Below are 23,856 nucleotides of genomic sequence, written 5' to 3'. Positions count from 1 at the left end.
AGGCAGAAGGCAGAAGGCAGAAGGCAGAAGGCAGAAGGCAGAAGGCAGAAGGCAGAATGTAGAATTAATAATGTAGAATGTAGAACGGTTAATTCTTAATTCTTAATTCTTAATTCTACATTATTAATTATTGTTAATCTTCTAAAAGATTAGTCGGTAGCCCATCTATACTCTCAAGATTCTTAGCTTGCCAATAGTCGTGAATTCCCTGTTTTCCCTTCTTATTCGCCCACTTGATTAGAGTTTCCCTCTCTCCTTTTAAGTCATACAAAGGTACACCATAACCACAGGAGGTTTGGGCAGATTCTACATTCAATACAATAATCTGTCTTTCCCCTGCTAGGCTATTGAATAGGTAGTAAAATTTTTCCCATTCCTTATCCCTAGGTCGAATTACCTGACCGTGACCATAAAGGCGGAGAATTAATGGCTTTTCAGTGAAGCTACAAAACATAATTGTCATTCTGCCATTTTCTAGCAAATGAGCAGATGTCTCGTTACCGCTACCGGTTAAATCTAGATACGCTACTGTTTTATTATCAATACACCGAAAGGTGTTTATCCCTTTAGGGGAAAGGTTAATCCGACCTTGATCGGGAGCTGTGGCTGTAAAAAATATCTTTTGCTCTTCAATAAACTCTCTTAACTCTTGATTGATTTCTGAGTAAAACTTAGCCATAGATTACACCAGATTACTCTAGTAATAGTGTAACATAAAAATAACCAATATAATAGTAAAGGCAAAAGGCAATAGGCAAAAGGCAAAAGGCAAAAAGCAAAAGGCAATAGGCAAAAGACAATAGGCAAATAAAATAACCACAAAAACGCGCACGCTACGCGAACAGTTAAATACTTAACTATATATAAATAGTTATAAATTACATTTTATTACCCCTATTCCCTGTTCCCTATTCCCAGATCCGCTGTTCCCTGCTCCCTGCTCCCTGCTCCCTAAAACCCAGGGATTTGTAGGTCATGGGTATAAGACTTGGTATATTAACCTTGACGCCTTTTGAGTCAAACCAGTGTCTAACGAAATAGACGATATTCAGCCTGAGCAACACAACCGTTCTGACGCTCAACTGTCCCCACAACAAGAGGGGCAACGACTAAAAGAATTAGCACTAGTCTTTTTTAAATTGGGGACAATTGCCTTTGGTGGCCCAGCTGCTCACATTGCCATGATGGATGATGAAGTAGTGAAGCGACGACAGTGGATGAGTCATGAGAAGCTGCTGGATCTACTGGGCGTTACCAATCTTCTTCCAGGTCCTAACTCTACAGAATTAGCCATTCACATCGGTTATGAGCGAGCAGGATGGCGAGGACTGTTTGTTGCTGGTTCTTGTTTTATCTTGCCAGCAATGGTGATTGTCTGGATAATGGCAGCAATTTATGCCCGTTACCAGAGTGTGCCCCAGGTAGAGTGGCTCCTCTATGGTATCAAACCAGTTATCATCGCTATTGTTTTACGAGCGTTATGGAAGTTGGGGAAAAAAGCAGCAAAAGATATTCCCACCACAGTAGCAGGAGTTGCAGCTACTATCGCTTTCTTCTTAGGTACCCATGAAATTCTATTACTGCTGTTGGTCGGAGCTGCAGTAATGCTAGTCAAAACCCTGTGGCGTAGAGGAAATAACATCACAGGTGCTTTACTTGTGCCTTTCTCTAGTCTTTTAGCCCAGACCGGTGTACCATCCGCCGCTTCTATATCTTCTGCTAGTGTCTTCCTATTCTTCCTAAAAATTGGCTCCGTTCTTTACGGTAGTGGCTATGTACTGCTGGCATTTCTACAACAAGATTTAGTAGAGCGCCACCAATGGCTGACTTCTCAACAACTGATTGATGCGATCGCAATCGGTCAAGTCACTCCCGGTCCTGTGTTTACCACTGCTACCTTCATTGGCTATCTCCTGAATGGTAATGTTGGCGCAATCGCTGCCACCGTTGGAATCTTCTTGCCTGCCTTTATGTTAGTAGGAATCATCAATCCTTGGGTGCCCAAGCTACGCCAATCCCCCTGGGCAAGTGGATTCCTCGACGGGGTTAATGCGGCTTCCTTAGGACTGATGACAGGAGTAACGTATATTTTAGCACGTACTGCTTTAGTGGATTGGTTAACCGTTATAGTGGCAATAGCTAGTGCAGTGCTGGTATTTCGATTTAAGGTAAATTCCCTATGGTTAGTGTTAATCGGGGGAATTATAGGATTGATTTCACAATTATTCCAGTTATCGATTGGGTTTTAGGGAATCAAGAATCGGGAGTCGGGAATCGGGAGTCGGGAATCGGGAATCGGGAATCGAGAGAATTAGGTAGACAGAATTTTTTCTCTTTTCCCTTACCTATTACCTATTACCTATTACCTGTTACCTATTACCTGCTCCCTGCTCCCTGCTCCCTTTCCTAATAGTATTAGGCTTCTCCGTTAACCATGTTGACTAGAATCCCAATAATTTTCTTAATATCGCTAATATAATAGCTATTATGATCTATATAAGCGACATTTTTATCAAGCTTAACAAATCTCCATTCATCCCCTGTTGTGACTGCACCATATACCCAGGGTAATTCATGACTTGCTTCTTGATTAAACAGTTGAGCAGCATACATTTCTGCAATACATTGACCTAAGCCAGATATAATATTTTCATTCTTAGCTTCAACTATGGTAATTACCGGCAAATCTAAATATAACTGTTCTTCTGAACCGCTAATGATATAATCACAAAATCCAGTTAAGCCTTTTTCCTTATCTACATTAAAATCAATGCCTGAGAATAGACTAATTTTTTCAGATGCTTTTTCTTTGACTTCCAGTAAGATATTAATAATGATTAGTTCTGACCTAGCTTTTTCCGTATTAATGGCTAACGCTAAAGGGACATTTCTTTTTAAGGTCTGTGCCAGATAATCACTTATTTTAATTTCTTCAGTATTGGAAAATAGTGACTGATCCTCCACAGTCTCGATATTGAAGTCAAGCTTTACTTTCTTGAGAGTAAAGTCACTGTATGCCACGTAAGTCTCCTGATTTTGAGCCTAACGGTAAGGTTGAGCTGTATCTATTTTATAGGGCAGTCCGAAGAAACGTGACAATCGGGCAAGTAGCGAATTGCACTAGGAAGTTTGCTGGAACTTGGTTGCGATTGACCTTGGCCAAAAGGCCACGCTTAGGGATGCGACCTAGGAGCCGCTAAAAGCGATTGGCCGTAGGCCACGCTTTCGGCAGAGCCGACGCTGCGCGAACGCGATCGCATCATATGGATTGCTGCTTACTATAAATTGCCACCTTAGCTGTTCATCCGTAAGCAATCATCTAGCTTCACCCTTCGCGGTACAACTTTAATCAATATCTTGACCTTCTTACGGTAGTCTTAGATTTACATAAGTACTATACTAAATTGATATGTCCAACAATCCTCTTGCAGAGGTCTTCGGATTCCCAACTAACAACTTCACAGAACAGGCAAAGCGCTATCGTCGCTACAAACTGTGTCCTTATAACAATAAGGTGCCGAATTGCACCAAAGATAAGGCAAACAATCCTCTAGGTGTATGTAGTATCTATCACAGGGATGAATCGGTCATTACTTGTCCAGTTCGCTTCCGACAGGATTGGCTAATTGCTGAAAATGCCGCTAATTATTTCTTTGGAGAGGAAACTAATTGGACTTCCCTGACAGAGGTTCGCTTGAAAGATGCCAATGGTCAGTCCGCTGGAAATATTGATCTAGTCTTAGTTTCTTATGATGATCGAGGAAAAGTTTTAGATTTTGGCTCTGTAGAAGTGCAAGCTGTTTATATTTCTGGTAACGTTAGAAAACCCTTTGAAAGGTATATTAGTAATCCTGAAGACTGGAAAACTATAGATTGGGCAAAATTGACAACTTATTATCCTAGTCCAGATTATCTATCATCCTCACGCAAACGCCTCCTCCCTCAGCTTTTGTATAAGGGGTCAATTTTTCGTGAGTGGAATAAGAAACAGGTAATCGTTTTACAAAAGAGTTTCTTTGATACTCTGCCACAATTGCCACAGGTTGAATGGGATAAATCGGAAGTTGCCTGGCATCTTTACACCCTAGAACAGGAAAAAAATAAGTTCAATTTGACGTTACACGATGTAATTTATACAGAATACTGGGCAGCAATTAACGCTATTTCAACACCGAAAGCTGGTAACGTAGAAGATTTCCTTGAAGTGCTTGTTGAACTAAGCCGAGGAGTCGCCTCCCCTGACTTGTCTTCAAAACCGTACGTGACACTTTCGCATCATACGGCTCCTCATTATAGTACTTTAAGTCCATGACAGAGGCTCCTCTTAGAACGGATTTCTATCCAACTCATTGAGTTCGATTTTCTTTCTGTGTTTTGCATCGTGACAATGTAGGTGGAGTAATTCAAGATTTTTATCCGTGTCGTTTCCACCGAGAGAGCGCGGTATTATGTGATGCTTTTCCATTACATCTCCATCTCTGAAGGTAAGACCACAATGAGTACATACCCCTTTTTGCCTTTTCAAAAGCCTTCCCTTTTGACTGGTCATTTCAGGGTGTTTCTGCATTCTGGTATTCCAATATATTAAGTCCCCATCGTAGGTGCTTCTGGCTTCTTGTACCTTTTTATGTCTGACTATTTCAGTTTTGACATGTTTAGGAAGGTGATTCCTGTCGGTCATGAACATCCAGTTGTCTTCCTCTATGGTTCCCCAGTATTTGTTGATTACCCAGGATTTTGATTTATTTGGGTGTCTCCTGTATCCCCATCGTTGTAGTTTGTTCCATAACATGTGCCCAAGTTTATTAAAGGTTTCTTTACTACATACACTTCTGTAGTAGTTACACCATCCCCTTATAATAGGTTTTAGGTGGTTTATCAAAGCCTCCTGGGGAGCAGCTCTGTGACGGTCTATGACGTTTGAGAGCTGCTCATAATGTTCTAAAACTTTTTTCTTTGATGGTTTGATGATGGTTTTAAATCCTTGTTTAGACTGATTTTTTCCTACTTTATATTGACGGATGTTGAATCCTAGGAAGTCAAACCCGTTCATAGTATAGGAAATTCTTGTTTTACTTGGTTTTAATTCCAACCCTATATCATTCAGCCAATTTTCTAGAATCGTTCTGCATTCTTCTATTACTCCCTGATTTTCATGGATGATGACGAAGTCGTCTGCGTATCTAATCAAACTTATTCCTTGCCGTTTCTGTTTTTTACTTCTCCTTTTTATCTTTAATGTTTCGGCATATTGTTTGATTCGTTCTTCCATGCCATGGAGGGCAATGTTAGCGAGCAGGGGTGATATCACTCCTCCTTGCGGTGTCCCTTCGTTGGTGGGAGTGAGTGTATCCTTTTCCATTACTCCAGCTTTAAGCCAGGATTTTATTAACCTTCTTAATGATGGAAAAGTGTTCACTTTAGTTAGAAGCGCTTCATGATTTATTTTGTCAAAACATTTGGCAATATCTGCGTCTAATACCCATTTGGGTTTATGGCATATATTGCTGAATATTGCTTCGACGGCATCGTGACATGAGCGTCCTGGTCTGAAACCATATGAGTTAGGCTCAAACTTGGCTTCCCATTCGGGTTCTAATGCCTGTTTGGTTAAAGCTTGTAGAGCACGGTCGTGTATAGTCGGGATACCTAATGGGCGTTTTTCCCTACTTCCAGATTTGGGAATCCATACCCTTCTGGTAGGTTTTGCCTTCTTTTGAGTATTCAGGTTGGCTACTAAGGCGAGTCTTTGCTTATTATTTAAAGCTTTTTTCCCGTCTATTCCGGCAGTCTTTTTACCTTTGTTCTCCTGGGTTACCCGTCTAACCGCTATCATCTTGGCTGACCAGGAATTCATCAGAGTCTTTTGCAGCTTTCTTACCACGCGGACATCACCACGATGAGAGGCTCGATATATTCGTTTTTGCAACTTGAATACGGTCATTTCCAGCTTTCGCCAGTTGACGTTCTTCCATTCCGACTGTGGGGTGAACCCCCGAGTTTTGGACTTATTCATTGCTACTCGCAACCATATCTCTTCCTATAACGTGAGTCTGTCAGCATATCCCATACATTACATATGGACTTTGGCTTTTGACTCTATCCTTTTCACATAGGCCATGCGGCTAACTACCTACTCAATAAATCGACCTTTATTGAGAGAACCTATGGAATTACTTCGTTCCTGATAACCATTCTATGAACTTTTAGGGCGATACTATTCACCGGGAAATTTATTGGAGAATCAATAATGGACTGTTGAACCCATTACTCCGTATTTTCCTTTGACTTTTGTCTATGGCGTATCAATCCTTAATTTCGCCATTCCAAGCTTACGATGATTCTGACGTATCTTCCTCTCGTACCCTTGAGTTCTTTTACCTATCAATCTATCTTTCAGGTTAAGGATATTTTGACGTTCGACCCTTGCATCGATTGGCAGGTTTGTTATTCCTGTTCATCAGGGTAAGGTTGTCACCCGGATTCTTCGGGGGATGGTATTTCACCATCATGATTATCAAGTTGTCTTGGGTTCTTAACCCAAGCAGCTAATCCCCCAAATCCTGTTCATCAGGATAAGGTTTCTAGCTAACGAATCGCACCAACAGAAACTTGATGATAAACTAGATAATCCTCCAGACACTCAAACTATAGTAGATCTTCCTTTACAATAAAGGATAAGCCAATGACTCAACTTGAGCTATTTAATACTGCCTCTCTCACCAGTCATAAAAAAGTCATAAATGTAGCTAGTGTGCCGCAACGTAGCCCATTTCGCTATGCTGGTGGTAAAACTTGGCTAATACCCCAAATTCGCCAATGGTTGTATAATAAAGGTGGTACAGATAAGGAACTTTTTGAACCTTTTGCTGGTGGAGGTATAGTCAGTCTTACTGCTGCTTTCGATAATTTAGTAGGTAGAGTGACTATGGTAGAAAAAGATGAAGGGGTTGCTGCTGTGTGGCAGGTCATTTTAGGTGGTGGTGCCGAATGGCTAGCCGAAACTATTGTCAATTTTCATCTAACTGCAAAGAGTGCTAAGCAAGCTATTGATTCTGCAAATGAATCTCTTGAATCTCTCGCTTTCGCAACAGTAGTTAAAAATCGCGTTAATCGTGGTGGAATTCTGGCTGATGGTGCTAGTTTTATGAAAAATGGGGAAAATGGCAAAGGAATCACGTCACGCTGGTATCCTCAAACCCTGAAAAAGCGCATACTTTCTATTGCTGAAATCAAGACAAAAATTAAATTTATTGCTGGGGATGGGTTTGAGGTTTGTGAGCAAAATTATCACCGCAACGATGCTATTTATTTTATTGATCCACCTTATTTAAAAGCTGGGCGCAGGCTCTATCGATATTCAGCAGTTGATCATGAAGCTCTATTTAAACTTGCTAGCAAATTAGAAGGCGATTTTCTGATGAGCTATGACAATACAGAAGAAACAAGGGATCTAGCAAGTCGCTATGAATTTGCTATACAACCTATTGCGATGAAAAACACTCACCATGCCAAGAAGACAGAATTGTTGATTAGCCGAAATTTCGATTGGTTTTTATATTAGTTATTCAGCTATCAGCTATCAGCTATCAGCTATCAGCTATCAGCCATTGGCGGTAGTCAAGGCTACTGTTCGCGAAGCACCGATCTAGTAGCGCAATCGGTGCTTTTGAATAAAATAAGCTGACCGCTGACGCTGGGACTCAAATTGAGCTTGATGTTTTGCTTTCTGTGCTTGCAGCTTTTCCCAAGCCGCCTCCCTACCTGGTAATGGTGGCTTTTTGGCAAGTCGGGCAATCAGGTCACGATTCCGCTGTTCATAATACTGTCGCAATTCTTCAGCTTCTTTAACTACAATTTGATACTCAGCTTCGACTTCAGTACGATTGGCCTTAATGTAGGTCAGAGCAGCATTTATTTGTTCCTCGGTTAGATTGAACAGACCACGAATGAACTTAGGAGGATATTCGGCAGTTAGGTAATCCATTACATCATAGAGTGTGATGCGTGTACCTGATATCGTTAATCCCCTTTCTGTACGAATGATAGCCACTTTTCCATTAGACTGTAAACTCATATCCTTTATTTTTCAAAGACTGAATCCATAATTAACTACGCTAACACTAGGAAAGCTGCTACTGGTTGGGTCTAGTTTTATGCGATCGCGAAGCGTGGCCAGAGGCCAATCGCATTAATTGATTGCTGCTCACTATATTGCCACCTTAGCTGTTTATCCGTAAGCAATCAGCAATCATCTACTTTCACCGTTCGCGGTACAACTTCAATCAATGCCCTTAGGGCTTTGTTCACCGCTTCTGGTGTAGTGAAGACCTCCGCGATATCCTCATCCAACACCACAATGTTCATAGTTTTGCCACTTTTGCTAGCAAAACGATTGGGCTTTGCTTTGCGATAGTCGAATTGGTACTCAGGCAGCATCTCATCATCAAAGTCTGGTGATTCACTGAAAGGTGTTTTGTTCATAATCTTGACGTTCCCTTCGAGTAACTGGACGGGCAATAATGATACGAATAGCGTTAGAACTTTCTGTGAAACAAACCAAGAGCAACCGATTTCTTTGAGAGTCACCAATAATAATTTATCGTTGTTCGTTTACAGAATGTAATGGATCATCAAAGATCACTGCTAATGGATTATTGAAGACAGTCTTAGCTTCTTCAAAACTAACACCGTGTTTCTTAATATTGCCAAAAGCTTTTGACTCATCCCACTCAAATTCCATGTCCAAATCATAGCCTATCGGTTGCTAGCGTAGCATAATAGGAATCACTCAAGCTTACAAACAACTTCAAAACATTTCCCACAGATAAACCTGGTGTAATGTCTCTAGGGATACGATGCTGAAAGTCGCTCTTCAATTAACTTGTATTTTGAATAAAATAAGCTGACGGCTGACCACTGACCACTGACCACTGACCACTGACCACTGACCACTGACCACTGACCAAATCAACTCACCTTAAAATCAGAAATCGTCTCAATCCACACCCTAGCCCCACAATGTAATGGATCATCTGGACGATACATCACCCGACAGGGGCCATTGACCTCTACCGTATGACCATAAATATTTTTAGAACCCCGTTTGACCGTAATCACAGGGTTACGCTCCCCGCTCTTGAGATTTTGGCGAATTACCCTTTGATTAACGTGAATCACAGCCTTAGTGTACTCCGTACGCTTTGACCAATTCCGCTTCGGTCCACGAGTACCAGGGGTGACCACCGGCATACCGTCAAACAGAGGAATCACCCAAGTTCTACCCACCTTATAAGCCCCCTTCACTCTGCCCTTGCTCAGCAGGAAACGGACGCGAGTGGCAGAAACACCTAGTAATTCAGCGGCTTGGGCGGTAGAAATCATCATGGCGGTAAAACCATTGCTTTAACAATACTGTTATATTAACACAAATTATCAGAAGATGCAAGGGCTTAGAAAAACTATTGCATTGACACTATCTCTAGCTAGAGAGTGGTAAGGATTGTAAGAGAGGAAAGAGTTAAGGGGGTCATAAAAACTGTTGCATTGACGCTATTTCTAGCTAAAGGGAGGTAAAGGTGGTAACAGAGGAAAGAGTTAAGGGGGTCATAAAAACTGTTGCATTAACACAATCTGCGTTTAAAGGGTGATAAGTGTTGTAAAAGTTGTAAGAATGTTAAAGGTGGAAAAAGGGGTAATAAAAACTATTGCAGCGATGCACTACATTGGTTAGCAGCACAAAAAAGCGGCGTTGCTAAATTAATTAATTAATCGGAGTAGAGTGGGCATCCTGCCCGCTTGACAATAAGCATGAAACTGGCAAGATGCCAGTTCCACCAAAATGCCCATAAGCATGAAACTGGCAAGATGCCAGTTCCACCAAAATGCCCATAAGCATGAAACTGGCAAGATGCCAGTTCCATGCTTATGGGCATTTTACAGGTGCGACCCGTGCGATCGCTTTTTGCTGAATTGCTACCCGATCGCACCAAAAACAACTACTCCCTGTTCCCATCTCCCCATCTCCCCATCTCCCCACCCTCCCCATACCTCCCACACACCCCACACCCCACACCCCACACCCTAATCCCTAATTTTCACAACCAATTTCCCAGCAAAATAAAAGCTGACCAATAAAACGGGTGATTAAAATCCTCCGTCTGCAACAGCTCCTGTTGAGCTTGTCGCAGAGCTTCAGCCTTGGTAACATTGCCCTTGGCTAACCTCTGATAAAAGTGAGTCATTAGCTCTGCAGTGCTTAGATCGTCCACAGACCAAAGACTGGCAATGGTACTGCGTGCGCCAGATCGCACTGCTACTCCAGCCAATCCCAAAGCGGCTCGGGAGTCTCCTGCCGCTGTCTGACAAGCACTGAGGACGAGTAATTCAATGGGATTTTTTTGCTTTTGATCGGCTGAGATTAGACTATTTAACTCATTGAGATTGATCACGTCATCCCAGGTCAGCAGAAAGGTTTTTTCAGCTACTGAACTGAATTGACCATGAGTGGCGAGATGAACGATTTCGTAACCAGAGGTATTAACTTCTGTATTGAAGTTGGATTCAGTAAAGGATTCATTGAGTAGAATCGATGAAGGAACTTGAGCCTTGATATTCTCTAATTCCACCTTCACCCCAGGAAGTGGTGCTAAATTGGGACGATGGGGACGAACTTCCGTCACTCCAGCACTCAGAACTGAAAAGTTTTGTCTGGCGTTTGCTTGGGAGTCGATTAGTTGTAAACTGGGTGCTACGGCAATACTATATTTCTCGATCACATACTTTTCCCCGTCATAAAGCACAGACATGGGAAGATTGCGCAGGGCTCCGTCGGGGATAAATACTAGGGTGAGGATGTTACTATTGGCTAGTTCGGCCTGAATCGGGCCGATTAACCAGTTGTGTATTGTTTGTAAGTTTTCCTTTTGAAGACCTCGCCAAGGGCTAGTAATATTTCTCCAAGCCAAAGCCAGTTGGTATTCTATTGCTATTTTGGGTAAGTTAGTGGTGATCTGGCGCAGAGGTTGTCCCGGCAAGGTGACAATTACTTCCAGGCGGTCTGGCAAGATAATGGTATAGACGATAGCAGCGTTGGGGTCTATTTCGTCGATATTAGCTGGTTTGGCATCTAGACAGGCATCGCGAAAAAAGTTGTCTAGTTCTGCTAGTTGCAGGGATTCAATCACATCTCGTGCTTTTTTGAGGTTTTCTTGAGATGCATTTGGTTCGAGCAGTAGTCCTACTAATTCTCGGTAGACTGGTTCGACGCTCTCTCGGAAATCAAACTGAATATCGCTACTAATCGTGACTAGGTCGCTACGGATAGATTGGAGGGTTATCACGGATTGATAATAGGCAGCGATCGCGTTTTTTTTATCCTGTTTTAGATTTAGAATTCTGCCCAGTTGCCATTGCCATTGATAGGCTAAATCCGGAGCCTGGATTCCTTGAGCAATGACTAAGGCTTTTTCGGTCAAGTCTTGGGCTTCATCAAGACGTTGATTGTATTCGTATAAGGTTCCCAAGTTACCAATGGCTTCAGCTTCCGCTCTTTTATCTCCTAAATTCCTAGCTAGCTTAATAGCATCGGCGAGATAAGTAGCAAGGGATTTGGTATTTTTTATTTGTGTGTTTTCAGATTTTAACAGGGTTTTTGCTATCTTAATTCTAGCATTGATTGCGGTTTTACTGGGATATAATGTGGTTAATGTATAGTCGATAGTTGGCAATAATGCTCTGGCTTGCGACCACTTTTGTTTCGCTATCAATATACTCAGTTGATTTAATTGTCCCTGAATTTTAAGATGGGGTAAGGGAGATTCCTTGACAACTCGTTGATAGAAATCCAAAGCGTATTCTGTTTTTCTTTGTAATCTAGCTGTATCTCCCAAACTGAGCAGAATCTCAGCAATCAAGGTCTGATTTGGTAAGTTTTCGGCTATGGCTAAACTTTGTTGTAAAATTTCTTGAGAGTCTTGGAATTTTCCTACTCGGCGCAGCACATCACCTAGATATTGGAGGGCTCTACTTTTGAGTTTGCTATCGGGTTGGTCTTGAAGAGTTTCCTTGATTTGAGTTAAGGTTTTAGTAGCTTGATTATACAACCCCAATACTCGTAAGGCTTGCACTTGGTAAATCTGACTTTCTGTTAATCTATTTAGGTCTCCGATATCTTGGTAGATAGCACTAGTTTCCTGCCAAATTGATAAAGCTTTTTCCCCCTGACCTAGAGATAAGTATACTTGTCCTTGGACTGACAAAATTTGGGCTTGTAATTCTTGACGTTCTTTGGTATTATCGAGTTGTGATAGTTGGGTAAAACTCTGGTATATGGTTTCTAATGCTTGGTCTAGGTTTCCCAAACGTTGATAAACTAAAGCTAAATTGACTAAGGAATTAATTTCACCAATAAGGTCGCCACTCTCCCTGTAGTTACTAATCATTTGCTCCAACAACGATATAGCGTCTTGATATTGACCTGTTTCATAGAGTTGTTGGGCTTGTTGTTCTGGGGAATCGGGAATCGGGAATCGGAACCCACCCCTAACCCCTCCCAGGAGGGGAACGGGAATCGGGAATGGCGAATCGGAACCCACCCCTAACCCCTCCCAGGAGGGGAACGGGAATCGGGAATTGGGTGTGATTCCTTGAGAATTTGATAATGCTTTCCCCGATGGTAGGAAGCAGGTTAATACGATTGCAATTAGAAATGATAGTTTTTTCATAATAATTAATTAAGGGAACAGCGGATCTGGGAATGGGAAAACGGGAATAGGGAATAGTAAGAATAGTTGATTAACTCAACGGAGCAAGTCTATGTTGCAGAACAGATGAACTATGTACCATATGAGCTTGGCTTTTACCCGGGGGCTATAGATAATGTACAAATATTCTTCAGTCAGTCAGTCAGTCAGTTACATGCTCCCCCTATTACCTATTACCCATTACCTATTACCCATTACCTATTACCCATTCCCCAGATAAGCGTACTAATGTTGCTGCATAAGTGACATGCTCCCATTAACTCTTGCCTCTTGCCTCTTGCCTCTTGCCTTTCTTTCAGAGAGTATGTTCACTACTCTTAGAAAAATGCTATGTTACTCTCCCCATCTCCCCATCTCCCCATCTCCCCATCTCCCTACTCCCTACTCCCTACTTCCTACTCCCTCTTCCCGAATGACAATCAAGATGGGGCAATATCTGCTCAACAGGAGTACCCCTAAAGGGATGAGCCGTCAGAATAATTGTGCCATCCTTTGCTCTGACCCAGCCTTGGGCTTCGATAATCACTTTTTTGTCTTGGGAAGGGCGTCTCACTGTTCGCGTAGCGTGGCCTTTGGCCTTAGGTTGCTGCCGTAATTGCTGTAATTGTTGTCTTCTGCTGCTGGCTAAGCCAGGACGAGTTCTCCAGCCCACTGTGGTGTCGCTATTAATCACTGGATCGTCTGCACTAGCTGGTAAACCCCCTTTTCCGGTAATGGTGAAGGAACTCCCGCCAGCAATCCGATTATTCTCAAAGCCACAAAGGTCATTGGCCAGGATGGCTTCTGCATCGACCAGGATTCCTGGCAACTCCGTTAATCCTGAGGTCGGGTCTACGCCTGGGGTGTTGAGGATTACTTCACCGCTGAAGGATGGGCCAAGGTCAGACGTAGCGGTGATGTCATTGTCTGAAGTTAGACGGTCTCGAAACTTTAAGCCAAAGATGCCTTTGGATGCATCAATCTCAACACGACCTCCTGGTCCTTTTTCAGCATTGGCGGTGATGTCGCTATTTCCCAGACCGAGTAAGACATCAGTATCAATGGTTATATTGCCCCCAGTGGTATTATCAGCGTCAGTGGTAATCTGGCTTTGGTTAAAGAGTCGGATGACACGGGAATATAATAGAGTAATATTGCCTTTGTCTCCTGCTGTTTCTGCTGTGATGATTCCATTGTTGTTTAGGAAGATGGAGTTGGCATTAATCTCTACCGTGCCTGCTGAACTCTCCGGTTGATTGCTTTGAGCACTAACTGCTGCTCCATCAGAGATAATTAACTGGCCAGTGGTAATTTTCAACAACTCTCCCGCTTTTCCTGTTCCTTGAGTTTGAGTAGCCAAGGCGCTGCGATACTGACCATTGGCTGAGGTACCAATCAGTTGAACAGATTCAGAGGCATCCACAGTCAAATTTCCGCCGTCCCCTTCACCGGTTGTGCTAGCTGAAACTGTTGCTCCATCTTTGACCATTAACTGCTCAGTGGTAATCTTCAACTCTCCCGCTTTTCCTGTCCCGTTAGTTTGAGTAAACAAGCCGCTGGGAACCCGATCATCGGCTGACCTACCAATCAGTTGAACAGATTCAGAGGCATCCACAGTCAACTTTCCCCCGTCCCCTTCACCAACAGTGGCAGCTGAAACTTGTGCTCGATCAGAGACTATTAACTCCCCAGTGGTAATCTTCACATCTCCCCCGTCCCCAACACCCGCAGTGCTAGCTGAAACAACTGCTCCATCTTTGACAATTAACTGTCCAGTGGTGATACTCAAATCTCCCCCATTTCCTTTCCCAAAAGTTTCAGCCAACAAGCCGCTGGAAACCGAACCATCGGCATCAGTACCAATCAGTTGAACAGTAGAGTCGGCATCCACAGTCAACTTTCCCCCGTCCCCTTCACCAACAGTGACAGCTAAAACTTGTGCTCCATCTTTGACAATTAACTGTCCAGTGGTAATACTCACATCTCCCCCGTCCCCAACACCCGCAGTGCTAGCTGAAACTCGTGCTCCATCTTTGACAATTAACTCCCCGGTGGTGATACTCAAATCTCCCCCATTTCCTTTCCCAAAAGTTTCAGCCGACAAGTCGCTGACAGGCAGACCATCGACTGAGGTACCAATGATTTGAACAGTAGAAGAGGCATTCACAGTCAAATTTCCCCCGTCCCCTTCGCCAGAAGTGTCAGTTGAAACTCTTGCTCCATCAGAGACTATTAACTTGCCAGTGGGAATAATCAAATCTCCTGCTTTTCCTTTTGAGTTTGAATTACCTTGAGTAGACAAGGCGCTGCGAGACCGACCATCGGCATCAGTACCAATCACTTGAACAGATTCAGAGGCATCCACTGTCAAATTTCCCCCGTCCCCTTCACCAACAGTGCCAGCTGAAACAACTGCTCCATCAGAGACTATTAACTGCCTAGTGGTAATACTCAACTCTCCCGCTTTTCCTTTCCCTTGAGTTTGAGTAGACAAGGCGCTGCGAGACCGACCATCGGCATCAGTACCAATCAGTTGAACAGATTCAGAGGCATCCACAGTCAAATTTCCGCTGTCCCCTTCATCGGTTGTGATAGCTGAAACTCTTGCTCCATCAGAGACCATTAACTCCCCAGTGGTAATCCTGGCATCTCCCCCCTGCCCTGAGCCAGTTACATCTGTAGTTATCCTAGAACCACCGTCAAGACTCAACTGTGAAGCCTTAACAACTATGCCACCCCCACTTCCACTCCCTTCGGTATTCGCAAGAACCAAAGAGCGATCCCGTAAACTCACCTTAGCCCCCTGCACCTGGATACTGCCACCACTTTCCCCACTGGTATTAACAAAAGCACCCTCGGACAAACTAATATCCTGAAACTCTTGAACTCCTGAATAATCCAATACAAAACTAGTATCCGTTGGTATCAAGTTCACCACGCTATTAGAACCAACACTCCCCAGCTCAATCCGTCCATCGGTTGCTGTTAACTGACCATCAGGAATATTAATGTCACCACCAATTAGTCCTAATGTTTGAACATTTGGTACCTGAAAAAGACTAGACTCATTGGTAATACTCCCTGGATTTGATCCATATTGCAAGCCAGATGGTATATTAATCGTTAATAACGGTTTCTGATTGGGATTTTTAGCGCTGAATACTGTGCCATCTTCAAACAAGACACTATCAGCAGTACTCCCAAAAAATGACCCTCCCAGATCCAGTCTGCTATTAGGACCGAAGAAAATACCGTTTGGATTTATCACAAATAAGTTAGCATTGCCCAATACTCCCAGAGTCCCTAAAATATTGGAAACCTTAGCTCCAGTTACCCGACTCAGGATGTTGGTAATTCCAGCAGGATTCGCAAAATAAACTCGCCCAAACTCGGCAACATTAAAATCTGAGAAGCTATGGAATAAATTGCTTTCTCTAATCGCCCCACCTTCTATCAAATCCGCTAGGTGTCCCTTAACATTTACATTGGGCCTTACCAAAGAACTTTCATTACCGAGGGTATTATCTGGAGTGATTTGTCCTAATGCCGTAGTTGCAGCCAGTAGAGAACACAATACAACGCTACTTGTTTGCACAAGTCCGTAAATCCAAGGTTTCATGTTAATCAATAGAGCGATCGATTTATTGAAATATTTCATAAAATAGCCTTTGATTCTGTTAAGTTTTATTAGGTTTAGTAGGGTAGTAGAGTAGGGTGGGCAAAGTGATCATTTCGTGACGAATCAAAAGAACCAAACTGCATCAAGACATTAACACAATCTGCGTGTAAAGGGTTATAAATATTGTAAAAGTTGTAAGAATGTTAAAGGTGGAAAAAGGGGTAATAAAAACTATTGCACTGACACACTACATTGGTCAGCAGCACAAAAAAGCGATTGGCCGTAGGCCACGCTACGCGATCGCACCAAATACAACTACTCCCTCTTCCCATCTCCCTATCTCCCCATCTCCCCATCTCCCCATCTCCCCACCCTCCCCACACTTTCCACCCTGTTCCCTATTCCCTACTCCCTACTCCCTACTCCCTACTCCCTCCTTCTCACAACCAATTTCCCAGTAAAATAAAAGCCGACCAGTAATAGGGGTGATTAAATTCCTGCCTCTGCAACAACTCCTGTTGAGCTTCACGCAGAGCTTCAGCCTTGGTAACCTTGCCCTTAGCTAACCTCTGATAGAAGCGAGTCATTAACTCTGTAGTGGCTACATCGTCCACAGACCAGAGACTAGCAAGGGTACTGCGTGCACCAGATCGCACTGCTACTCCAGCCAATCCCAACGCCGCTCGGGAGTCTCCTGCGGCTGTCTGACAAGCACTGAGGACGAGTAATTCAATGGGATTTTTTTGCTTTTGATCGGCTGAGATGATATTATTTAACTCATTGAGATTGATCACGTCATCCCAGGTCAGCAGAAAGGTTTTTTCAGCTACTGAACTAAATTCACCATGAGTGGCGAGATGAACGATTTCGTAACCAGAGGTATTAACTTCGGTATTGAAGTTGGATTCAGTAAAGGATTCATTGAGTAGAATCGATGAAGGAACTTGAGCCTTGATATTCTCTAATTCCACCTTCACCCCAGGAAGTGGTGCTAAATTGGGACGATGGGGACGAGTTTCCGTCACTCCAGCACTCAGAGCAGAAACGTTTTGTCTGACATTTGCTTTAGGGTCGATTAATTGTAAACTAGGTGCTACCGCAATACTATATTTCTCGATCAAATAGTTTTCCCCGTCATAAAGCACAGACATGGGAAGATTGCGCAGGGCTCCGTCTGGTATAAATACTAGGGTGCGGATGTTACTCTTGGCTAGTTCCGTTTCAATCGGGCTGATTAACCAGTCGTGTATTGTTTGTAAGTTTTTCTTTTTAAGACTTCGCCAAGGGCTAGTAATATTTGTCTTTACCGAAGCGAGTTGTTGTTCTATTTCTGTTTTGGGTAAGTTAGTGGTGATCTGCCGCAGAGGTTGTCCGGGTAAGGTGACAATTACTTCCAGGCGGTCTGGCAAGATAATGGTATAGACTATAGCAGCGTTGGGGTCTATTTCGTCGATATTAGCTGGTTTGGCATCTAGACAGGCATCGCGAAAAAAGTTGTCTAGTTCCGCTAGTTGCAGGGATTCAATCACATCTCGTGCTTGTTTGAGGTTTTCTTGAGGTGCATTCGCCTCCAGCAGTAGTCCTACTAATTCTCGGTAGACTGGTTCGACACTCTCTCGAAACTCAAACTGAATATCGCTACTAATCGCGACTAAATCGCTACGGATAGATTTGAGGGTTTGCACGGATTGGGAATAGGCAGCGATCGCGTTTTTTTTATCGTCTTTTTGGTTGAGGATTCTTCCCAGTTGCCATTGCCATTGATAGCCTAAATCCGGAGCCTTGATTTGTTGAGCAATGAGTAAGGCTTTTTCGGTCAATTTTTGGGCGTCATCAAGACGTGATTGCTGTTCGTATAACCTCCCCAAGTTACCAATGGCTTCAGCTTCCGCTCTTTGATCTCCTAAATCCCTAGCCAGCTTAAGGGCATCGGTGAGATAAGTAGCCAGGGAGTTGGGAGTTTTGAGTTGAGAGTTTTTACTTTTTGAAAGGGTTTGGGCTAGATTAATTCTAGCACTTATTGCTGTTTGATTTGGAGATAATGTCGTTAAAGTATCGTCTATCGCTGACAATAACCCTCTGGCTTTTGACCACTCTTGGTTAGCTATCAATATATTCAGTTGATTTAATTGTCCCTGAATCTTAATATCCGGTAAGGGAGATTCCTCCACAACCCGTTGATAGAAAGCCATTGCGTCTTTTCTTTTCTGTTGTGATCTAGCTCTATCCCTCAAACTGAGTAGACTTTCAGCGTGTAATCTAGCTGTATCCCCCAAACTGATTAGACTATCAGCAATCAAAGTCTGATTTGGTAAGTTTTCGGCTATGGCTAAACTTTGTTGTAATATTTCCTGAGAGTCTTGGAATTTACCCACTCGGCGCAGGATATTACCTAGGTATTGGAGGGCTCTACTTTTGAGTTTGCTATCGGGTTGCTCTTGAAGCGTTTCCTTGATTTGAGTTAAGGTTTTAGTGGCTTGATTATACAACCCTAATGACCGTAAGGCTTGCACTTGGTAAATCTGACTTTCTATTAATCTATTGAGGTCTCCTAGGTCTTGGTAAATATCACTAGTTTTTTCCCAATTTGCCAAGGCTTGTTTGACATTACCTCCAGATAAGTATACTTGTCCTTCCACTGACAGAATTTGGGCTTGTAATTCTTGACGTTCTTTGGTATTATGGAGTTGTGATAATTTGCTATAACTCTGGGATAGTATTTCTTTAGCTTGTTCTATATATCCCAAACGTTGATAAACTAAAGCCAGATTAACTAAGCTGTTAATCTCACCAATAATGTCTCCACTCTCCGTGTAGTTACTAATAACTTGCTCCAACAACGGTATCGCTTCTTGATATTGCCCGGTTTCATAGCGTTGTTGGGCTTGTTGTTCTAGGGAATCGGGAATCGGGAGTCGGGAATCGGGAGTCGGGAATCGGGAATCGGGTGTGATGACAACAGAATTGGATAACGCTTTTCCCGATGCTAGGAAGCAGGTTAATGCGATTGTAATTAGAAATGATAGTTTTTTCATATTAATACAAAAGGGAACAGCGGATCTGGGAATAGGGAACAGGGAATGGGAAAACGGGAATAGGGAATCAGGAACAGTAATAATAGTTGATTAACTCTTGCCTCTTGCCTCTTGCCTCTTGCCTTTCTTTCAGAGAGTATGTTCACCTATTAAATAAAAATGCTATATTACTCTCCCCATCTCCCCATCTCCCCATCTCCCCATCTCCCCATCTCCCCATCTCCCCTACTCCCTACTCCCTACTCCCTACTCCCTCTTCCCTCTTCCCGAATGACAATCAAGATTGGGCAATATCTGTTCAACAGGAGTACCCTTAAACGGATGAGCCGTCAGAATAATCGTGCCATCCTTTGCTGTTACCCAGCCTTGGGCTTCGATAATCACTTTTTTTTCTGGGACAGGTTGAGGACGTCTGACATTAGGTTGCTGCTGTAATTTTTGTCTCTTGCTGCTAGCTAAGCCAGGACGAGTTCTCCAGCCCACTGTTCTGTCGGTATTAATCACCGGATCTAATCGAGTCGGTGGTAAACCCCCTTTGCCGGTAATGGTAAAGGAACTCCCGCCAGCAATCCGATTATTCTCAAAGCCACAAAGGTCATTGGCCAGGATGGCTTCTGCATCGACCAGGCTTGCTGGCAACTCCGTTAATCCTGAGGTCGGGTCTACGCCTGGGGTGTTGAGTATTACGTCACCGCTGAAGGATGGGCCAAGGTCAGACGTAGCGGTGATGTCATTGTCTGGAGTTAGGTCATCCCGAAACTCCAAGCCAAAGATGCTTTTTGCATCAATCTCAACACGACCTCCTGAGCCTTGTTGAGCATTGGCAGTGATGTCGCTATTTCCCAGACCAACTAAGGTATCAGTATCAATGGTGATATTTCCCCCAGTGGTATTCTCAGCGTTAGTGGTAATCTTGCTTTCGTTGAGGAGTCGGATGTGACGGGAAGATAGAGTAATATTGCCTTTGTCTCCTCCTGCTGTTTCTGCTGAGATGATTCCCTCCTTGTTAAGGAAGATGGAGTTAGCATTAATCTCTAGGTTGCCTGCTGAACTCCCCAGTTGAGTGCTTGTAGTACTAATTTCTGCTCCATCAGAGACAATTAACTGCCCAATGCTAATTGTCTGTTTTATTCCCTGATTAGGTTGAGCAATCCTCCTGTCTTCAACAGTTAAGATCTCGAAACTCAAGTTCCCCCCGTCCCCTTCACCAAAACTACTAGCTGAAACAACTGCTCCATCAGAGACAATTAACTTCCCAGTGGTAAGAGTCACATCTCCCGCATTTCCTGCTGCTCCGGAATTAGCTTGAGTAGAAAAACCGCTGACAAACTCACCCGAGGCTGAGGTACCAATCACTTTAACAGTCTCCTCGGCATTCACAGTCAAATTCCCCCCGTCCCCTGCACTAAAAGTGCCAGCTGAAACAGCTGCTCCATCAGAGACAATTAACTCCCCAGTGGTAATTTTCAAATCTTTCGCTTTTCCTTTCCCTTCAGTTTGAGTAAACAAGCCGCTGGCAATCCGACCATCGGGTGAGGTACCAATTACTTTAACAGTCTCCTCGGCATCCACAATCAAATCTCCCCCTTCCCCTTCATCAAAACTGCCAGCTGCAACTTGTGCTCCATCAGAGACGATTAACTCCCCAGTGGTAATCTTCAAATTTCCGGCTTTTCCTGTCGTGGGAGTTTGAGTAGACAAGGCGCTAGGAAACTGACCATTGGCTGAGGTACCAATCACTCGAACACCAGAGGAGGCGTTCACACTCAAGCTTCCCCCGTCCCCTTCACCGATGATTGGGCTAGCTAAAACTTGTGCTCCATCTTTGATAATTAACTCCCCAGTGGAAATACTGATATCTCCCCCAGTTCCTCTCCCTTCAGTTCGAGCAAACAAGCCGCTGGGAAACCTAGCATCGGCTGAGGTACCAATCAATTTAACAGCTGAGGTACCAATCACTTTAACAGTAGAGTGGGCATCTACAGTCAAATTTCCCCCGTCCCCTTCACGTCTTGTGTCAGTTGAAACTGTTGCTCCATCAGAGACGATTAACTCCCCAGTAGTAATACTCAACTCTCCCCCATTTCCTATACCAACAGTTTCAGTAAACAAGCGGCTGCGAAACCGACCATCGGCTGAGGTACCAATCACTTGAACCGTAGAGTCGGCATCTACAGTCAAATTTCCCCTGCCCCCTTCACCTCCTGTCCTAGCTGAAACTTGTGCTCCATCTTTGATAATTAACTCCCCAGTAGTAATACTCAAGTCTCCCACATTTCCTATGGTCAAAAAAGTTTCAGTAAACAAGCCGCTGGGAAACCGACCATCGGCTGAGGTACCAATCACTTGAACCGTAGAGTCGGCATCTACAGTCAAATTTCCCCCGTCCACTTTACCAAAAGTCCTAGCTGAAACTTGTGCTCCATCAGAGACGATTAACTCCCCAGTGGTAATAGTCACATCTCCCGCATTTCCTGTCCCAAACACAGTTTCAGTAAACAAGCTGCTGGGATTGGAAAAGTGACCATCGCCTGAGGGACCAATCAGTTTAACAGTAGAGTCGGCATCTACAGTCAAATTTCCCCCGTCCCCTTCACCAAAAGTCATAGCTGAAACAAATGCTCCATCAGAGATGATTAACTCCCCAGTGGTAATACTGACATCTCCCCCCTGTCCTGAGCCAGTTACATTCGTACTTATGCTAGAACGACCCTCAAGGCTGAGCTGAGAAGCTTCAACAACTATCCCACCGCCACTTTCACTCCCGTTGGTCTCCGCAAATACACCAGAGCGATCGCGTAAACTCACCTTAGCCCCCTGCACCTGGATACTGCCACCACTTTCGCCATTGGTAAATATGAAAGCACGTTTGGACAGACTAATATCCTGAAACTCTTGAACTCCTGAATAATCCAACACAAAACTAGTATCCGTTGGTATCAAGTTCACCACACTATTAGGACCAACACTCCCCAGCTCAATCCGTCCATCAGGTGCATTTAGAAAGGCACCAAGAATAGTAACTTCACCGCCAATTAGCCCTAAGGTTTGAACATTTGGTACCCGCAGACTAGACTGAGTAGTAATACTCCCTTCTTGATGCAGTCGCTCATGGGGGAAACCCCCAAGACCGCGCTGCATCGCTGGATTTGATCCATATTGCAACCCAGAGGGAATCTTAATCGTTAATAAAGGTTGCCCATTCGGATTTTTAGCGCTGAATACTGTGCCATCTTCAAACAACACACTATCAGCAGTACTCGCAAAAAATGACCCTCCTAGATCTAGGCTGCTACCGAAACCGAATACAATACCGTTTGGATTTATCAGAAACAAGTTAGCATTGCCCTGCACTCCCAGAGTGCCCAAAATATTGGAAATATTTGTTCCAGTTACCCGAGTAATGATGTTCTGAATTCCAGCAGGATTCGCAAAATAAACTCGCCCGAACTGAGCAACATTAAAATCTGAAAAGCTGTGGAATAGATTGCTTTCTCGAATCGCACCACCTTCTATCAAATCCGCTAGGTTTCCCTTAACATTTACATTGGGCGTTACCAAAGAACTTTCATTACCGAGGGTATTATCTGGAGTGATTTGTCCTAATGCCGTAGTTGCAGCCAGTAGAGAACACAATACAACGCTACTTGTTTGCACAAGTCCGTAAACTAGAGGTTTCATGTTAATCAATAGAGCGATGGATTTCTTTAAATAGTTAACAGCCGATCCAGAGCTATAAGATAACCGAATTTTGCTCCTTATTAAGAGTATTGGGTAATGGCTAGTTTGGCGATAATTTTTTACAGCTCCCCCTTAGCTTTAAGCAGGGCAAAGTAAAGTCCCGAATTAGCTTTTTCATAGGCGATTCAATCTATACTATTTGCTAAGCATTCAGCTAATGCACTACCTGCTGAATAGTGAGTGCTAATAGCCAATTTTTCAGTATCTATAGATTGATCGGGCTAACCACCAACAATTATCCAGGAAACTTTCAATTGCAGTTAAAAAAGAAGTAAGCATATGGGCTACCTCACAGGCTAGAAGCCTGTGCCACGCACGCTGGGCGAACAGCCGTCAGCCTTTGGATCACGCTGCTTGAGGTGCTTATTTTATTCAAAAGCAGCTCAAGTAGGGATGCAGCAAAGGAACATCGGGTTTCCCCGACTCGCGCTTTGCATCCGTGGCCATAGGCCAAGGCTTTTGGCTGAAAGCTGATAGCTGATAGATGATAGCTGAATGCTTACAAACCAATGCTTACTTGTTGTCTTGGTGCAGTAACTTAGCTGAGAGTTGTTCGCGTAGCGTGGGTGGCACAGGCTTCTAGCCTGTGAGGTAGCGCATAAGCTGAATGCTCACCAAAATCCTAGCGCTCACCGGTTAATGAACACTAAAAAATAGACTTGGTCTTGAGTTAGATTACACCCTTAACTAGAACGAGTAGTTGCCGACCATTCGCTCA

The 23,856-nt window shown here is 43.5% G+C and carries 19 protein-coding genes; 7 read left to right on the top strand and 12 right to left on the bottom strand.

The genetic code is table 11. The annotated features are described in order from the left end of the window. Window positions 1–133 precede the first annotated feature (133 nt). Complete coding sequence (locus BJP34_RS31940; protein WP_070395818.1) at window positions 134–679, bottom strand: pyridoxamine 5'-phosphate oxidase family protein; 546 nt, start codon at window positions 677–679, stop codon at window positions 134–136. A gap of 346 nt (window positions 680–1,025) precedes the next feature. Here BJP34_RS31940 and BJP34_RS31935 point away from each other — a divergent pair, with 346 nt between their 5' ends. Together BJP34_RS31935 and BJP34_RS41500 are read left to right on the top strand one after the other, a co-directional pair. Continuing rightward, window positions 1,026–2,249 carry a chromate transporter gene (locus BJP34_RS31935; protein WP_193431292.1) on the top strand — a complete coding sequence of 408 codons (1,224 nt, stop codon included), beginning with the start codon at window positions 1,026–1,028 and terminating at the stop codon, window positions 2,247–2,249. Continuing rightward, window positions 2,180–2,410, top strand: a complete 231-nt coding sequence (locus BJP34_RS41500; protein WP_149031287.1) for a hypothetical protein — start codon at window positions 2,180–2,182, stop codon at window positions 2,408–2,410. Before BJP34_RS31935 ends, BJP34_RS41500 begins: the two co-directional genes overlap by 70 nt. Before the next feature lie 5 nt (window positions 2,411–2,415). On the opposite strand, the gene BJP34_RS31930 is transcribed toward BJP34_RS41500, so the two are convergent. Next, entirely contained in the window at window positions 2,416–3,021 is a 606-nt protein-coding gene (locus BJP34_RS31930) for a hypothetical protein (RefSeq protein ID WP_070395817.1), read from the bottom strand. 388 nt (window positions 3,022–3,409) lie between these two features. Between BJP34_RS31930 and BJP34_RS31925 the strand changes: the two genes are divergently transcribed. Beyond that, on the top strand, window positions 3,410–4,312 hold the full coding sequence (locus BJP34_RS31925; protein ID WP_070395816.1) for a NotI family restriction endonuclease: 903 nt from the start codon (window positions 3,410–3,412) through the stop codon (window positions 4,310–4,312). Between the two features lie 12 nt (window positions 4,313–4,324). Here the strand turns inward: BJP34_RS31925 and ltrA are convergent, their stop codons facing one another. Beyond that, window positions 4,325–6,016 carry a group II intron reverse transcriptase/maturase gene (ltrA, locus tag BJP34_RS31920; RefSeq protein ID WP_070390905.1) on the bottom strand — a complete coding sequence of 564 codons (1,692 nt, stop codon included), beginning with the start codon at window positions 6,014–6,016 and terminating at the stop codon, window positions 4,325–4,327. 669 nt (window positions 6,017–6,685) lie between these two features. Between ltrA and BJP34_RS31915 the strand changes: the two genes are divergently transcribed. After that, on the top strand, window positions 6,686–7,564 hold the full coding sequence (locus BJP34_RS31915) for a DNA adenine methylase (protein WP_070395815.1): 879 nt from the start codon (window positions 6,686–6,688) through the stop codon (window positions 7,562–7,564). A gap of 84 nt (window positions 7,565–7,648) precedes the next feature. Here BJP34_RS31915 and BJP34_RS31910 read toward each other — a convergent pair whose 3' ends face one another. The 6 genes from BJP34_RS31910 to BJP34_RS31895 form a co-directional block, all read right to left on the bottom strand. Further along, window positions 7,649–8,077, bottom strand: a complete 429-nt coding sequence (locus tag BJP34_RS31910; protein WP_070395814.1) for a DUF433 domain-containing protein — start codon at window positions 8,075–8,077, stop codon at window positions 7,649–7,651. A gap of 167 nt (window positions 8,078–8,244) precedes the next feature. After that, on the bottom strand, window positions 8,245–8,484 hold the full coding sequence (locus tag BJP34_RS31905; protein WP_070395813.1) for a hypothetical protein: 240 nt from the start codon (window positions 8,482–8,484) through the stop codon (window positions 8,245–8,247). Between the two features lie 115 nt (window positions 8,485–8,599). Then, entirely contained in the window at window positions 8,600–8,743 is a 144-nt protein-coding gene (locus BJP34_RS50190) for a BrnT family toxin (RefSeq protein WP_083305450.1), read from the bottom strand. Between the two features lie 227 nt (window positions 8,744–8,970). After that, on the bottom strand, window positions 8,971–9,387 hold the full coding sequence (locus tag BJP34_RS31900) for a helix-turn-helix domain-containing protein (protein ID WP_070395812.1): 417 nt from the start codon (window positions 9,385–9,387) through the stop codon (window positions 8,971–8,973). Between the two features lie 380 nt (window positions 9,388–9,767). Next, entirely contained in the window at window positions 9,768–9,935 is a 168-nt protein-coding gene (locus BJP34_RS41490; protein ID WP_158517577.1) for a hypothetical protein, read from the bottom strand. Between the two features lie 162 nt (window positions 9,936–10,097). Further along, window positions 10,098–12,725: a CHAT domain-containing protein gene (locus BJP34_RS31895; protein ID WP_070395811.1), complete on the bottom strand. Its 2,628-nt coding sequence runs from the start codon at window positions 12,723–12,725 to the stop codon at window positions 10,098–10,100. 302 nt (window positions 12,726–13,027) lie between these two features. On the opposite strand from BJP34_RS31895, the gene BJP34_RS44940 reads away from it, so the two are divergent. Next, window positions 13,028–13,180, top strand: coding sequence for a hypothetical protein (locus BJP34_RS44940; protein ID WP_158517576.1), 153 nt, complete (start codon window positions 13,028–13,030; stop codon window positions 13,178–13,180). On the opposite strand, the gene BJP34_RS31890 is transcribed toward BJP34_RS44940, so the two are convergent. Further along, window positions 13,153–16,401: a filamentous hemagglutinin N-terminal domain-containing protein gene (locus BJP34_RS31890; RefSeq protein WP_070395810.1), complete on the bottom strand. Its 3,249-nt coding sequence runs from the start codon at window positions 16,399–16,401 to the stop codon at window positions 13,153–13,155. The genes BJP34_RS44940 and BJP34_RS31890 overlap by 28 nt on opposite strands. Before the next feature lie 161 nt (window positions 16,402–16,562). Here BJP34_RS31890 and BJP34_RS44935 point away from each other — a divergent pair, with 161 nt between their 5' ends. Next, window positions 16,563–16,823 carry a hypothetical protein gene (locus tag BJP34_RS44935; protein ID WP_158517575.1) on the top strand — a complete coding sequence of 87 codons (261 nt, stop codon included), beginning with the start codon at window positions 16,563–16,565 and terminating at the stop codon, window positions 16,821–16,823. On the opposite strand, the gene BJP34_RS31885 is transcribed toward BJP34_RS44935, so the two are convergent. After that, entirely contained in the window at window positions 16,803–19,397 is a 2,595-nt protein-coding gene (locus tag BJP34_RS31885; protein ID WP_070395809.1) for a CHAT domain-containing protein, read from the bottom strand. The two genes, BJP34_RS44935 and BJP34_RS31885, sit on opposite strands and share 21 nt — an antisense overlap. A gap of 86 nt (window positions 19,398–19,483) precedes the next feature. Here BJP34_RS31885 and BJP34_RS44930 point away from each other — a divergent pair, with 86 nt between their 5' ends. After that, window positions 19,484–19,714, top strand: a complete 231-nt coding sequence (locus BJP34_RS44930) for a hypothetical protein (RefSeq protein ID WP_158517574.1) — start codon at window positions 19,484–19,486, stop codon at window positions 19,712–19,714. Here the strand turns inward: BJP34_RS44930 and BJP34_RS31880 are convergent. Then, on the bottom strand, window positions 19,644–23,054 hold the full coding sequence (locus BJP34_RS31880; RefSeq protein WP_158517573.1) for a filamentous hemagglutinin N-terminal domain-containing protein: 3,411 nt from the start codon (window positions 23,052–23,054) through the stop codon (window positions 19,644–19,646). The genes BJP34_RS44930 and BJP34_RS31880 overlap by 71 nt on opposite strands. Between the last annotated feature and the right edge of the window lie 802 nt (window positions 23,055–23,856).

It is taken from the genome of Moorena producens PAL-8-15-08-1 (assembly GCF_001767235.1).
GTDB classification, from domain to species: domain Bacteria; phylum Cyanobacteriota; class Cyanobacteriia; order Cyanobacteriales; family Coleofasciculaceae; genus Moorena; species Moorena producens_A.
The sequence above is the reverse complement of the archived record's forward strand: the minus strand, read 5'-3'. Positions and strand labels throughout refer to the sequence as shown.

Excerpts from the sequence above, each read along its gene's own strand:
- BJP34_RS44935 (WP_158517575.1), top strand. The coding sequence starts at position 16,563 with ATGTTAAAGGTGGAAAAAGGGGTAATAAAAACTATTGCACTGACACAC.
- BJP34_RS41490 (WP_158517577.1), bottom strand. The coding sequence starts at position 9,935 with ATGCCCATAAGCATGGAACTGGCATCTTGCCAGTTTCATGCTTATGGG.
- BJP34_RS31890 (WP_070395810.1), bottom strand. The coding sequence starts at position 16,401 with ATGAAATATTTCAATAAATCGATCGCTCTATTGATTAACATGAAACCT.
- BJP34_RS31905 (WP_070395813.1), bottom strand. The coding sequence starts at position 8,484 with ATGAACAAAACACCTTTCAGTGAATCACCAGACTTTGATGATGAGATG.
- BJP34_RS31895 (WP_070395811.1), bottom strand. The coding sequence starts at position 12,725 with ATGAAAAAACTATCATTTCTAATTGCAATCGTATTAACCTGCTTCCTA.
- BJP34_RS31940 (WP_070395818.1), bottom strand. The coding sequence starts at position 679 with ATGGCTAAGTTTTACTCAGAAATCAATCAAGAGTTAAGAGAGTTTATT.
- BJP34_RS31925 (WP_070395816.1), top strand. The coding sequence starts at position 3,410 with ATGTCCAACAATCCTCTTGCAGAGGTCTTCGGATTCCCAACTAACAAC.
- BJP34_RS31910 (WP_070395814.1), bottom strand. The coding sequence starts at position 8,077 with ATGAGTTTACAGTCTAATGGAAAAGTGGCTATCATTCGTACAGAAAGG.
- BJP34_RS31885 (WP_070395809.1), bottom strand. The coding sequence starts at position 19,397 with ATGAAAAAACTATCATTTCTAATTACAATCGCATTAACCTGCTTCCTA.
- BJP34_RS31915 (WP_070395815.1), top strand. The coding sequence starts at position 6,686 with ATGACTCAACTTGAGCTATTTAATACTGCCTCTCTCACCAGTCATAAA.
- BJP34_RS41500 (WP_149031287.1), top strand. The coding sequence starts at position 2,180 with ATGGTTAGTGTTAATCGGGGGAATTATAGGATTGATTTCACAATTATT.
- ltrA (WP_070390905.1), bottom strand. The coding sequence starts at position 6,016 with ATGAATAAGTCCAAAACTCGGGGGTTCACCCCACAGTCGGAATGGAAG.
- BJP34_RS50190 (WP_083305450.1), bottom strand. The coding sequence starts at position 8,743 with ATGGAATTTGAGTGGGATGAGTCAAAAGCTTTTGGCAATATTAAGAAA.
- BJP34_RS31900 (WP_070395812.1), bottom strand. The coding sequence starts at position 9,387 with ATGATGATTTCTACCGCCCAAGCCGCTGAATTACTAGGTGTTTCTGCC.